The 12,709-nt window shown below is 56.8% G+C and carries 13 protein-coding genes, 1 tRNA gene and 1 pseudogene; 10 read left to right on the top strand and 5 right to left on the bottom strand.

Going from position 1 to position 12,709, the window contains the following annotated elements; genetic code table 11:
* Position 1 precedes the first annotated feature (1 nt).
* Entirely contained in the window at positions 2–1,537 is a 1,536-nt protein-coding gene (locus tag CR155_RS18025; protein ID WP_199171816.1) for an efflux transporter outer membrane subunit, read from the top strand.
* Between the two features lie 20 nt (positions 1,538–1,557).
* On the opposite strand, the gene CR155_RS18020 is transcribed toward CR155_RS18025, so the two are convergent.
* Positions 1,558–2,574 (bottom strand): Bug family tripartite tricarboxylate transporter substrate binding protein, encoded by a 1,017-nt coding sequence (locus tag CR155_RS18020; protein WP_102071421.1) that lies wholly within the window; start codon positions 2,572–2,574, stop codon positions 1,558–1,560.
* 51 nt (positions 2,575–2,625) lie between these two features.
* Positions 2,626–3,786: a M20 family metallopeptidase gene (locus CR155_RS18015; protein WP_102071420.1), complete on the bottom strand. Its 1,161-nt coding sequence runs from the start codon at positions 3,784–3,786 to the stop codon at positions 2,626–2,628.
* A gap of 110 nt (positions 3,787–3,896) precedes the next feature.
* On the opposite strand from CR155_RS18015, the gene CR155_RS18010 reads away from it, so the two are divergent.
* The gene (locus CR155_RS18010; protein ID WP_102071419.1) at positions 3,897–4,655 is read left to right on the top strand and encodes an IclR family transcriptional regulator; all 759 of its coding nucleotides are present in this window, start codon (positions 3,897–3,899) and stop codon (positions 4,653–4,655) included.
* 4 nt (positions 4,656–4,659) lie between these two features.
* On the opposite strand, the gene CR155_RS18005 is transcribed toward CR155_RS18010, so the two are convergent.
* Both CR155_RS18005 and CR155_RS18000 read right to left on the bottom strand, forming a co-directional pair.
* Positions 4,660–5,724 (bottom strand): Nudix family hydrolase, encoded by a 1,065-nt coding sequence (locus CR155_RS18005; protein WP_102071418.1) that lies wholly within the window; start codon positions 5,722–5,724, stop codon positions 4,660–4,662.
* Positions 5,717–6,583, bottom strand: coding sequence for an ATP-binding protein (locus CR155_RS18000; RefSeq protein ID WP_102071417.1), 867 nt, complete (start codon positions 6,581–6,583; stop codon positions 5,717–5,719). Before CR155_RS18000 ends, CR155_RS18005 begins: the two co-directional genes overlap by 8 nt.
* A gap of 147 nt (positions 6,584–6,730) precedes the next feature.
* On the opposite strand from CR155_RS18000, the gene CR155_RS17995 reads away from it, so the two are divergent.
* The 4 genes from CR155_RS17995 to CR155_RS17980 all read left to right on the top strand — a co-directional run bounded on the left by CR155_RS17995 (position 6,731) and on the right by CR155_RS17980 (position 8,956).
* Positions 6,731–7,696, top strand: coding sequence for a polyprenyl synthetase family protein (locus CR155_RS17995; protein WP_102071416.1), 966 nt, complete (start codon positions 6,731–6,733; stop codon positions 7,694–7,696).
* Between the two features lie 60 nt (positions 7,697–7,756).
* Positions 7,757–7,833, top strand: a tRNA-Pro gene (locus CR155_RS17990).
* Positions 7,834–8,285: 452 nt separating this feature from the next.
* Complete coding sequence (locus CR155_RS17985) at positions 8,286–8,540, top strand: FitA-like ribbon-helix-helix domain-containing protein (RefSeq protein WP_233214409.1); 255 nt, start codon at positions 8,286–8,288, stop codon at positions 8,538–8,540.
* Positions 8,537–8,956 carry a type II toxin-antitoxin system VapC family toxin gene (locus CR155_RS17980; RefSeq protein WP_102071414.1) on the top strand — a complete coding sequence of 140 codons (420 nt, stop codon included), beginning with the start codon at positions 8,537–8,539 and terminating at the stop codon, positions 8,954–8,956. The genes CR155_RS17985 and CR155_RS17980 overlap by 4 nt, the downstream gene beginning before the upstream one ends.
* Before the next feature lie 133 nt (positions 8,957–9,089).
* On the opposite strand, the pseudogene CR155_RS21170 reads toward CR155_RS17980, so the two are convergent.
* Positions 9,090–9,221, bottom strand: a pseudogene (locus tag CR155_RS21170) (AraC family transcriptional regulator); the annotation flags it as partial.
* 367 nt (positions 9,222–9,588) lie between these two features.
* Between CR155_RS21170 and CR155_RS21165 the strand changes: the two are divergent.
* The 4 genes from CR155_RS21165 (at position 9,589) to CR155_RS17955 (ending at position 12,687) form a co-directional block, all read left to right on the top strand.
* The gene (locus CR155_RS21165; protein WP_233214408.1) at positions 9,589–9,939 is read left to right on the top strand and encodes a hexameric tyrosine-coordinated heme protein; all 351 of its coding nucleotides are present in this window, start codon (positions 9,589–9,591) and stop codon (positions 9,937–9,939) included.
* A gap of 245 nt (positions 9,940–10,184) precedes the next feature.
* Positions 10,185–10,433: a hypothetical protein gene (locus tag CR155_RS17965; protein WP_102071413.1), complete on the top strand. Its 249-nt coding sequence runs from the start codon at positions 10,185–10,187 to the stop codon at positions 10,431–10,433.
* A gap of 42 nt (positions 10,434–10,475) precedes the next feature.
* Positions 10,476–10,760 carry a hypothetical protein gene (locus tag CR155_RS17960; protein WP_143705215.1) on the top strand — a complete coding sequence of 95 codons (285 nt, stop codon included), beginning with the start codon at positions 10,476–10,478 and terminating at the stop codon, positions 10,758–10,760.
* A gap of 460 nt (positions 10,761–11,220) precedes the next feature.
* The gene (locus CR155_RS17955) at positions 11,221–12,687 is read left to right on the top strand and encodes an MFS transporter (RefSeq protein ID WP_102071411.1); all 1,467 of its coding nucleotides are present in this window, start codon (positions 11,221–11,223) and stop codon (positions 12,685–12,687) included.
* The last annotated feature ends 22 nt before the right edge of the window (positions 12,688–12,709 follow it).

The raw sequence follows: 12,709 nt of genomic DNA, 5'->3' as shown, positions 1-12,709 counted from the left end.
TATGTTCGCATTTCGTATGACCTCTACGACGCCACGACTCCGGCCCTGGGCGGCATGCGGCGTCTTACTCTTGCTGGGCGCGTGTACGGTGGGCCCTGACTACCGTCGGCCTGGCCTGGAAGTGGGTGCGGCCTACAAGCAGGCGACGCCTGCTACGCAAGGGGGGCTGGCCGGCGGAGAATATGCCAGCGGGGGGCCGGCGGCCGTTGATGGCTGGGTCCCGGCCCAGCCCAGCGACCAGCTGCTGCGCGGTGACTGGTGGCGTTTATTCAACGACCCCGTTCTTGGTGGCCTGATGGATACGCTGCAAACGTCGAACTTCAGTATTGCGCAGGCCGAGGCCCAGTACCGGCAGGCACAGGCTTTATTGCAGTCGGCCAGGTCGGCCTTCTTTCCCACGTTGGGAGCATCGGCATCGGGTACCCGATCCGGCAGCGGCAGCGACGACAGACTCGGATCCAGTACCGGATCCGAGTCCTTCGGCAGTGGCAACCCCAGCAACCAGTATTCACTGAGCGGCAATGTCAGCTGGGAAGCGGATGTATGGGGCAAGGTGCGTCGCAGCGTGGAGTCCAGCCGCGCCAGCCTGGACGCTTCAGCTGCGGACGTTGCCAATACAAGGTTGAGCATGCAGTCGACATTGGCGCAGACCTATTTCAGGCTGCGGGTCATGGATGCCGAGCAGCGCCTGTTGCAGCAGACGGTCGCGGCCTACGAGCGCTCGCTTACCATGACGATGAACCGCCTTGCTGCCGGCATCGCGGCGCCGGCCGACGTGGCGGTGTCGCGCACGCAACTGGAAAATACCCGCACACAGTTGCTGGCGCTGGATTGGCAACGCGCCCAGCTCGAGCATGCGATCGCCGTGCTGACCGGGCAGCCGCCTTCCGCATTTGCGCTGAATACGTCCGAGATTCTTGGCACAGTGCCCGCCATTCCCGTTGGTTTGCCCTCGCAGTTGCTTGAGCGGCGTCCCGACGTGGCGGCGGCGGAACGCCGTACCGCCGAAGCCAACGCCCAGATAGGCGTTGCCCAGGCGGCCTGGTTTCCGGACCTTACGCTTAGCGCGCAGGCCGGTTTTCGCAGTGGCCAGTGGGCACAATGGTTGACCGCGCCGGCCAGCTTCTGGTCGCTGGGGCCCGCCTTGGCATTGACGATATTCGACGGCGGCGCCCGGCAGGCGCAGCTGGACCAGGCGCGAGCCGGCTATGATGCCCAGGTCGCCGCCTATCGCCAGACCGTCCTGACGGCGCTGCGCGAGGTGGAGGATTTCCTGGTGCAATTGCATGTGCTGGGTCAGGAGCAGATCACGCAGGGCCGGGCGTTGGCCTCGGCCCGCGAGTCGCTGCGGCTGACGCAAAATCAGTACGATGCCGGCCTGATCGATTATCTGAGTGTGGTGCAGGTCGAGACGACCGCGTTGAGTACTGAACGGGCGGCATTGCAGCTGACGGCCGACAGGCTGGTCGCCAGCGTGCAATTGATCGCCGCGCTGGGGGGCGGATGGGAGGCTATTGCTGCGATAACCCGCCCTTGACCCCAGCGTCCGGTGTATGACTAGTTGGTGGGCTGGAAGCCAGTGGTCTTGATGATGTCTTTGTACTTTCCGATCTCGACCGCGTAGGCGGCTTGGGCCTCTTCGAGAGTCATCGGCTTGGCCACCGTACGTCCATCGGCTTCCAGTTTGGCGATGACTTCAGGGTCCTTCAGCGCTACGCCGATAGCTTTGTTCAACGTCCGGCTGATTTCCTTCGGTGTGCCTTTCTTCACGAAATACCCCGCGTAGCTCGCGTAATCGAAGTCTTTAAGCGCATCCGTTTCGGTGATGCTGGGAAAGTCCGCCAGGATTTTTGGTTTGTCTTTGGACATGACTGCAATGATCTTGATACGACCGCTTTTGGCCATTTCTTTCATGGACGCTTGGAACGGCATAATCGAAAAATCGATTTGTCCGCCGGACAGGTCCTGGACCACTGCAGCAGTACCCTTGTATGGCGCATGAGTCAGCGGCACTTTGGCAACCGTAGCCATGCGCTCGGTGATCAGGTGATAAAGCGAACCCACCCCGACGGTCCCGTACGTCAACGAGTCAGCGGTGGTTTTCTGTGCGGCAAGCTTCAAAAATTCGTCGGGAGTGTTCACCGACAAGCCCGCACGCACCAGCAATACCAGTGGGGTAACGGTAATGGGCTGGAGGCTCTCAAATTCTTCCGGCTCGTAGCGAATAGCTTTATTGGTAAGAGGCGGAAGAATCAGTTCATTTTGCGTACCTTGGAAAAACACGGATCCATCCGGCTTGCCATTCAGTACCTTCGTCGCGGCAATCGTGCCGGTGGCCCCGCCCATGTTCTCGACCACCACTTGCTGGCCCAATGCTGCGCTGATAGGTCCGCTTAGGATGCGGGCGCTGACGTCGCTGGGACCGCCTGCGGGGTACGGCACCATCATTGACACGGGCCCGGATGGATATGAGTCTGCCGCTGTCGATGCGAGTGGCGTGAAAGTCAGGCCTAACGCCAGACAGGCGGACTTGAGAAGCTGTCGATTAAAACGGATGCCGGTGCTGTTGTTCATGCGGATGTTTCCTATGACGCCATAAGTGTATGTGTTGCCTGGTGCGTGAGGTCAGGCGGGCAGTTTTGAAATGGTCAGCGCAATAGCTTGAGATCTTGGAACGAAGGTATTGACCTCCATGTATTCATCGGGTGTATGCGGCTTGCCCCCCACCGGGCCCGTCGCGCACAGGGTTGTGCATCCAAGGCTTGATGTGATTCCCGAGTCGGCGCATCCGCCGCTGAATTGCTCACCGGCATTATGGCCAAGCGTTTGTAGCGATTCGCGGTAGAGCTTATAAAGGTGCGTCGATGCAGGCGTCTGGACGAAAGGCCTGAACTCTCCGATGATTTTCAATTCTGATCTGGTTCCATTTACGAAGCTTTGCTGCGTAATGGCCGTGATCGCCTTCACGGCGTTTTCACGTTCTTCAAGATTGAAAATGCGTAAATCAATCCCCGCACGCGCATTAGGAGCCGTGGTATTGACTGATTGCCCCCCTGAAATCAGGCCTACATTCACCGTAATGCCTTTTTCGAGGTCAGTGAGTTTGTTTAGCTCTATGACTTTCAGGCACAGTTCATTGATGGCGCTTATGCCTTCAGAAAAGTTGGCGCCAGAATGGGCGGCCTTGCCGAAAACTTCCAGTTCGAGAAATACGCCGCCCTTGCGGCCCGTGACGACGTCGCCATTGGCGCGTCCAGGCTCGGAGTTGAATACCGTGCCGGCCTTTTTGGCGAAGATTTCAATAATGAATTTCGAGGTCGGTGATCCGATTTCTTCGTCGTTGGTAAAGAGACCGATAAGCGGTGAGTGAGTACCCCCGAATTTGGCGTAGGCGGCCAGGATAAAGGCGTTCATTGCAATGCCCGCCTTCATGTCGGCAACGCCCGGTCCGTAGGCACGTTCCCCAACGATCTTGAAGGGACGTTTTTGTGTTTCGCCTTTGGGGTAGACCGTATCGCAATGGCCCATTAGCATGATGGCTTTTTTATTCGGGTCTTGTTGGCTTGGAATTTCCACCGAAATAGCGTTCTTGACGCCTTCGTGCTCGTGCCAGGTAACTTTTACGTCGAACGTGCCGAAAAATGTTTGGAGGCGTTCGAACACCGCGACGATTCCCGGTTTGTCGTAGCTGTTGGAATCTATGTTCACCAGGTCTTCAAGCAGCGCAAGCATGTTTTCATGCTGGCTAGCCAACCATTCGGTGATTGACGGTGTGTTGTCGGTCATTACAGTGCCTTTACTGTGAGGTTTTTATCTAAATACAATATAAAATATTGGTATGTGATATTTGATATTAGAATAAGGGCATTCCTTCCATCGGTCAATTAGGGAAAACAATGAAGGTCGACTCGCTAAATGTTGCGTCAGTTGGGAAGGCGCTACACGTATTGCAATGTTTTGAGAAGTCCCGGGGCGATCTGAGCTTCACGGAGCTTGTCACAATTTCCGGCCTGGAAAAAAGCAGTGTGCAACGCTTTACCCATACCTTGCTGCAGCTCGGCTATCTGGAAAAAAACGTAAAGACGAAGCGCTACAAACTGGGGAAAAAGGTGCTTGATTTAGCGTTTCAGTTTTTACGCGCCAACAGCTTGGTCGAATCGATCAACCCACTGATCATCAACTTGTGCCGCGCAACCGGAGAAAAAATAAGTCTTAGTTTGTTTGACGATACGACGCTGGTGTATGTCATGCGACATCAAGCAAAAATGGAATATTATTTTTCGTCGCTGATAGGGCGGCGGGTTCCCGTGTTCTGCACCGCCGGGGGAAGAGCCATCTTGAGCAAGCTTGACAGTACGGTGGTTGACGAGATTTTGGCCCGTTCTGATCTGATTTCCTTCACGGCTAAAACGATTACCGATAAAGAACAGGTCAAAAAAGAAGTGGCTTTGGCCAAGACAAATGGCTACGCGGTAGCGCTGGAAGAAATTGCGTACGGCGAAATTGCGCTGGGCGCCGCTGTTCTTGACGCCAGCGGCGTACCAGTGGCGTCCATTCACATTTCGGGGTCGTTAAGCGAATGGACGCGTGAAGACTATGTCGAAAAATTTTCGCCGCTTTTGCTCGAAACCGTTCATCGAGTGAATCAACGATAGCGACTTACTCGACCGGGAATCGAATTCCCGCGATGCCATGAGCACCGTACTGGCGCGCCGTTGTAATCGTGCGCGGCGATTGGCCACCGATCGCGAAGACGGGCCGGCCGGCTTGTGCGGCCAAGTCGGAAAACCGTTCCCAGCCCATGCCCGCGGCATCGGGATGCGACGGCGTGGCCAGCACGTGTCCCAGCACGACAAAATCCGCATCGAGTGCTTGCGCGGCAGCCAGATCGCTAGCTGTGTGGGCCGATACGCCGATAAGGTACACGGACGAGGTGCTTGTGTTTGCCGGTGCCGCCGTCTGGTCGGATGGCTTGGCCGTAGAAGCATTCTTTGCGCTTGCATAGGCCTGCGCCGCAGCCGAACCCGCATCGTCTGTCCTGAAATGCACGCCGTCCGCCTGCCTCCACCACTCTTCGGGATGGCAGCTATTCACCAGGCAACGCGCGCCGGCGTCATGGCAGCGCTGGGCTACCTGTAAAAACGCCGTATAGACGTCGTCAGGTGACCCGGCGACTGCCCAGGCAGGTTCGCGGAATTGCACGAGCTTCACGCCCTTGTGGAGGGCTGTCTCCAACTTTTCCAGAAACGGATCCAGGCCGGTGTAATCGCCTATGGAGGTCAGCAGGTATTGATCCGGTAGCCGGAGCCAGCGCAATGGCGGCTCGGTTGCTGGCAGCAACGGGCCTATCCGCAGCGATTGCCGCGGATCAACCCAGGCCAGCCGCTGGCCTTCGATGCCGGCGGGCTCGCCTGTCCACCCCGTGACCCGGCAGAAGGACAGGCGTACGATGGTCTTGGGGTACTCGTGCGTATAGGTGACCCATGGCGTGGACTCGTTGACATCGATGCCCAGCTCTTCCTTGAGTTCGCGCGCCAACGCTTCCAGCACGCTTTCGCCCGCTTCTATCTTGCCACCGGGCAGCTCCCACCATCCCGCCCATGGCTTGCCTGCAGGCCGTTCGGCCAGCAGCAAGGAACCATCGGGCCGGGTAATAAGGCCCGCGGCGACATCGATGAACGGTTTGGAGTAGGGCGTCGAGGCCAACCGCGCTGCATCAAGCATGACGGGCCGCCCAATCGCGTGCAAATTGCCGCGCCACGCGTCCTGACCGCGAGCCGCGTTCCAGCGCCCATTGCAATGCCTCGGTGCGCGAGGCCCGGATATCGTCTGCCGGGCAGCCGTGTTCCTTGAGCCAGTAATAGACGATATCCAGGTAGTCATCCTGCTTGAACGGATAGAACGACAGCCAGAGCCCGAAGCGTTCAGATAGCGAGATTTTTTCCTCAACAGTTTCACCGGGATGGATTTCACCATCTGGCTGGTGCTGGGCGCTAAGGTTCTCGCTCATGTATTCCGGCATCAGGTGGCGGCGGTTGGACGTGGCATAGACCAGCACGTTCTCGCCCGAGGCGCTGACCGATCCGTCCAACACCGATTTCAGCGCCTTGTAGCCCGGTTCGCCTTCCTCGAAAGACAGGTCGTCGCAAAAAATGATGAAGCGTTCCGGTCGTGTGCTGACCAGATCCACGATATCGCCCAGATCGCCCATGTCGGCCTTGTCGACTTCAATAAGACGCAATCCCTGGTCACCGTAAGAAGCCAGCATTGCCTTGACCAGCGAGCTCTTCCCCGTCCCGCGGGCGCCGGTCATCAATACATTGTTGGCCGGCTTCCCATGCAGGAAGTGCCGGGTATTGCGGTCGATGATTCCTTTCTGGCGTTCAATATGCTGCAAGTCCTCCTGATTGATGGTCGACACATGAGCGACGGCATCGAGCCATCCGCGCGCGCCGCGCTTGCGCCATCTGAAGGCGTGAGCCGTCCAGTCTATGTCCGGTGGCGCAGGGGGTAGCCACGCCTCCAGTTGCGCCAGAACGCGTTCAGCGCGACCGATGAGCGTGTTCAGATCAATGGCTGTCACAGGTATCTCCCACGATAAATCGTAAACAATCGAGCATTATCGCCAATTTGCGGTCTGTAATGACAGCTTTGGGTGAATTCCCGTCACGTATAATCCTACTGCTTGACCCGCCGATCTTATTAACACTTATCTAAGCCGGACCGTGCCTTGAATCTTACCGAGTTGATTGCCCCTATTACGAACGACATGAAAGCGGTCGATGCGGTCATCCGCGGCCGGCTCGATTCCGACGTCGTCCTGATACGCACGATAGGAGACTATATCGTCGGTGCCGGCGGCAAACGCATGCGGCCGGCCATGGTGATCATGATGGCAAAGGCGCTGGGATACCAAGGCACTATCCATCATCTGCTCGCCGCAGTGGTTGAATTCATTCATACCGCAACCTTGTTGCATGACGACGTTGTGGATGAGTCCGACATGCGCCGGGGCCGCGGCACGGCCAATGCGGTTTTCGGCAACGCCGCCAGCGTCCTGGTGGGCGACTATCTCTATTCCCGCTCGTTCGAAATGATGGTGGAATCCAGGTCCATGCCCGCCATGTCGGTGCTTTCGGCCGCAACCACCGTCATTGCCGAAGGCGAAGTGCTGCAGTTGTTGAACGTGCACGATCCCGATGTTTCGCTTGAACGCTATTTGCAGGTGGTGCGTTACAAAACCGCCAAGCTGTTCGAGGCTGCCGCCCAGGTCGGCGCCATCGTGGCCGGCGCCACCACCGAACAGGAACACGCTGCGGCCGCCTACGGCCGTCATATCGGCACCGCTTTTCAATTGATCGACGACGTGCTGGACTATAACGGTGACGTTGATGCCCTGGGTAAGAATGTGGGCGACGATTTACGCGAAGGCAAACCCACCTTGCCGCTGATACGCGTCATGGAAGTGGGCACCAGCGAACAGAAGCAACTGATCCAGGATGCCATCCGTACCGGCGTAGCAGATTTTGCGGCAGTGGCTCAGGCCATCCGCGACACAGGCGCTCTGGACTATACCCGCGATGCGGCCGTGGCCGAGGCTGAACTGGCGCGCCAGGCCCTGGTCGGTTTCCCTATTTCCGTACACCAGGAATCTTTGATAGAATTTTGTACTTTCGCGGTGGATCGCGATCATTGAAATCCCGTTGTTGCCGGGCAGTCACTTCTTACGGATTGTCGGGCGCAAGCTTCAGTAAATCGGGGCGTAGCTCAGCCTGGTAGAGTACTGCGTTCGGGACGCAGGAGTCGCATGTTCGAATCATGTCGCCCCGACCAACTTCTTCAATAAAAGGCCTTTGTTTTACGGGGCCTTTTGTTTTTCGCTGCGGGGGATTGGAGCATAAGAAATGGCCTTATGCTCCAATCGTGCTCCAACGTGCCGATGTCTTTTTTCGGGCGTGTGCCAAATAGTGCACGCAAAAATGGCCTCTTTTGCTTATACGGTACTCCATCACCACGGAGTTACGTATGTTCCAGCAGTCCCCCCTTCCTTCCAATATCCGCAATCGCTCGCCTTGGCGCGTTCAGGTGCGCTCGCCCCCTTAGCTATACAAGGTAATCGAAGTCATGTGAATTAGCAGGATTATGCACCGAGGCGGCTTGTTGATAAAAAGCTCACTGCCGTAATGACCGAGGATTCGCAAGACTTTATCAGTCAAAAGCCCGCTTTCTTGATTTGCCATTAGTCATTGACTAAAATTCACTCATTGACTAAGGGAGGTGGCGTCATGGCTACGACAATGACCATCCGCAACATAGACGAGCAACTCAAGAGGCGCTTGCGCGTGCAGGCCGCGATGCATGGCCGTTCGATGGAGGACGAAGCACGGGATATTTTGCGGTCAGCGCTCTCTATGGCGCCAGAACATGGCCAATCGCTCATCGAGGCGATCCGGTCGCGCATCATCACACCGTTGGAAGGTGTCGACTTGGAATTGGCGCCAAGAGAAGCCATCCGCACTCCGCCGGAGTTTGACGTATGATCGTCTTGGACACAAACGTGTTGTCTGAAATTCTGCGTCCGGCACCTAATGATCGCCCTCTGTCCTGGCTGGCCGCGCAGCCCCGCTCAGTGCTGTTCACCACCACGGTGACACGCGCCGAATTGCTCTACGGGGTACAGTTGCTGCCCGACGGGCAACGCAAAACAGCGCTGCTTATCGCGATCCGGCAAATTTTTTCGCTTGATATGGCCGGGCAGGTACTGGGATTCGACAACGACGCGGCCGATCACTATGCGGAGATTGCCGCCGTACGAAAGAGCTGCGGCAAGCCCATCAGCCAGTTCGACGCCATGATCGCGGCGATAACCAAATCCCGCGGGGCTCGACTGGCGACACGCAACGTTAAGGACTTTGTGGACTGTGGCATCGACGTCATTGATCCCTGGAACGCATAGCGCATCGCAGCCAAACTAGTCAGGGCGAGCGGAACGATCAGGCTCTCGCGGCCGCCGCCAAGTATCCAGATCGACTTGCGGTGATCGGTTCGGTCGACAGACGTCGTACACTTTTCATTGAATCGGTCCAGACTTTGAAACCTAGGTACAAGCTTCTTAGACTGACGCCCGCAATCTCGGCGACCTGATTAGCGCAAATCGGCTCATGGGCGTGGGTGTGAATATAGTCTTGGGCACGGCGGACATGCCTGGGCAAGATAGGCCCGTGTTTGGCCGAGATGGCCCACAACGTCAAGTCCATTCCGGATGCGAAGAAGATTTCGACGAGATGTCTGGCATCGCAGTAAACATGGTTGTAACTGCTCGCATCGAGGTGGCCGGCCTCTAAGGTATCCGAAGACTTCCTGGTACTCCAATTGCCCGCATGTGCTTGTAGTCAGTAAAACCCTGCCTGTCACTTCCGTTCTGCGGGTAAATTTAAACGAATCTGAACACCCATAACCTCGTTGACAATGTTGGAAATCTCCAGCTAGGATGAATTTGATTGAGTATGATTTTGTACGTCGCGGTCATTCTAAAGAAGCCATAAAAACTTTGCGATAAGCAATGCTTTTAACCAAGGAGACAACAAGATGAATACAACCGTATGCCGGCAATATAAGTGTGCGCCAAAACGATTTTTCTTTACGTCGTTGCTGACGGCAGCAATGGCGATTGGCTACATAAGTATCGCCATTGCTCAAGACAAACCCGAGATGAAGGCAGGGTTGACGACCCTTATCACAGACACACCTGAAGCAGGCTTCGCCCTTGCAGTAAAGCTATCACAGAAGGGCGTGGCTACTACACAAACCGATCCGGCCATTCGCAAAGCACTGCGTCCAAGTTATGCGCACGACGCCAACAGCCTGATCGCCGTTTCTCATGTTGTAGCCACGCATTTTCAGACCATTGCCGCAGCCAATGATTATTGGCGCAAATAGCCAGACAGAACGTGCGTTAGTCTGAAGAAATCGCAGGGTGTTTACCCTGCGATTGTTGTGAGGATGATCGCAACGGACGCTTTGAAGCCATTTTGATTCCCAAGTGTCATCACTCAGGGTATTGACGTTATGTTCTCTTCGGGATTTCAAGAACACCGATTTTCGGCCACTTAGGGAAGGTCTGAAGAAGTCGATTTCAAACGCATAAAACCACGACCTGACGAACCTCATTTCAAAAGTTTCGTATGTCTATAAAGAGCGCTGTCAACCTGAATATCAATAACCGTTCACCGTCGCACGTGCAGTCCCAGCCGTTGCTGGATGCCCAGTTTTCATTTTCCGCGCGGCACAAAGCGCACGATTACCGAGAGAGTATCCAGGCGCAAGGTCGTGGCGCAAAACTGATCCAATTGGAGACGTCGTTCCTATTACGCTTGCGCCGCAAAGGTGTAAAGGCCCAGGCGTTGGCGTTCGATACCTTCAAAGAGGCGTAGCAAGCGCGTCTGAAAATCGAATCAGATCTGTCGGTCAGCATTGTGCGCGATTATACGATTGTGACCCAGTGCACGCTGGCTGAGGTGATGGTGCGATACGCTGACGAAGTCGTCCCCCGGCACAAAGGTGGGGATGTGATTTCGCAAGTAATCCGGTACGCCGACGACGTTTATATGGAGCCGGGGAACATTCTTGCCCTCGGAACTGCGATGCGACGCGGCGAATTGCTGGCGCTCGCTACTGACGGTATCAACTATGAGCGGCGCAGCGCTTTGGTACGTGATTCGAAAAATGGAGTAAACCGCGTAAATGTCGAACTCAGTTGAGCGGTGCTGCTTCCGCCAGCGCGCCGCTGCGCAAGTCTTCTTCTACCAAGAAGGGGCGGCTGCAAGATGATTCCCTAGTGCTCCAATGTGGCAACTCTGCACGTGCCACCACTTTTGCTGCGCATCATGGGATGCATCAGCACATTCACCTTTCCTTCCGGCGCCTCTAGCGCCCAATGGTCACGCTAATAGGAGATGAGTCGGGCAGGCTACTAATGCGCCCCCCCGGCCTACCGCGCCCGCAGTGCGGGCTTCAATCATTAATTGACTCCAAGAATTCCAAGGTGCAGTATTGGCGATGGCGTCGCTGTTTCATTTCATTCAGACTCTGAAAGAGGAACTCAGCCATGTCACAACGCGTACTCATCACCGCCGGTGCTGGCGGCAGTGGTCGGATGGAGCCTCTCGATGACGCGGCCGTCGACATAAGATCGGTTGCATCGGCGCAATGGAGAACCATATGAATACCGTCGTTCAATCGAAAACGCCATACAAGGGCAACGATCGCCTGCTTTTCGGCATCATCATGGGCGTCGTCGCATTCTGGCTGTTTGCCCAGACGACGCTCAATATCGCGCCCGACATGAGCCGCGACCTTGGCATCAATGCGAACATGATGAACGTCGCGGTGGCCATTACTTCGTTGTTCTCGGGCATATTCATCGTGGTGATGGGCGGGCTCGCCGATCGAGTTGGCCGAGTGAGGATCACTCGCATTGGCTTCTACATGAGTATCGCCGGCTCGCTTCTGGTGGCCATCACGCCGCAGGGGCAACTGGCAACACCGGTGCTGCTCGTGGGCCGCGCGTTGCAAGGCCTGTCAGCCGCCTGCATCATGTCAGCCAGTCTGGCACTCCTAAAAGCATTCTGGGATGGTCCCGAACGCCAGCGTGCAATCAGCATGTGGTCGATCGGCTCATGGGGCGGTTCGGGCTTGTGCTCGCTCGTCGGTGGCCTAATGTCGCAGAACTTTGGTTGGCGCTCCATTTTCTGGGTGGCGCTGGCAGTGAGCGTGCTTGGCTTGTGGATGATGCGCGGCACGCCCGAGAGCAAAGCAGAAGCCAAGGGCGAGTATAAGTTCGACCTGCCTGGTGTGCTTGCGTTCATGGTCAGCATGGTGGCGCTGCAAGTGCTGGTGACGCAGGGCAATAAGCTGGGCTGGTCCAGCCCAGCTGCCCTGGGTCTGTTGGCGGTAACGGTGGCGTTCGGCTGGCTATTTTTCCGTATCGAGAACAAGGCGTCAAATGCGTTCTTCGACTTCAGTTTGTTCAAGAACACAACTTTTACCGGCGCGACGATTTCCAACTTCCTTATCAACGGGACCGCCGGCACGCTGATCGTATCGCTGCAATTGGTCCAGCTCGGCGGTAACATGAACGCCCAGCAGGCCGGTTTCCTGACGCTGGGTTACGCGATTGCCATCATTGCCTTCATCCGGGTGGGCGAGAAACTGCTGCAACGCTTCGGTCCACGCAAGCCGATGATCTGGGGCTGCTTGATCACAGGCGTAGCGATCTTGCTCGTGTCGCCCGCCAACCTGCTGTTGTCGGACTACAAGATCCTCGCGAGCGTCGGCTACGCGCTGTTCGGTGTCGGTCTGGCGTTCTACGCCACCCCCTCGACCGATGCGGCGCTATCGAACCTGCCGGCTGCCCAGGCCGGGTCGGGCTCGGGCATCTACAAAATGGCTTCATCGCTTGGGGCGGCCTTCGGCGTGGCGATCTCCGCCGCCCTTTTCACCGCGCTCGGCGGCGACAGCGCGAGCATGAACTGGCTTGAGGGCGTAATCACCTTCAGTGGCCGCCAGGACAACCTGGCCGTGCGGGAGGCTGCCATCGTCGCTCTGGGTTTCAACGTGTTGATGGTCGTGGTGGCCATCATCTCAATCATGCTCACAGTACCCAAGGGGGCGAAGGCGCAGGCCTGAATCCCCAATCTTCATGTCAAGC

It is taken from the genome of Pollutimonas nitritireducens (genome assembly GCF_002849615.1).
Taxonomy (GTDB): domain Bacteria; phylum Pseudomonadota; class Gammaproteobacteria; order Burkholderiales; family Burkholderiaceae_B; genus Pollutimonas; species Pollutimonas nitritireducens.
Note: the sequence above shows the minus strand (reverse complement) of the source record. Positions and strands in the feature narration are given on the sequence as shown.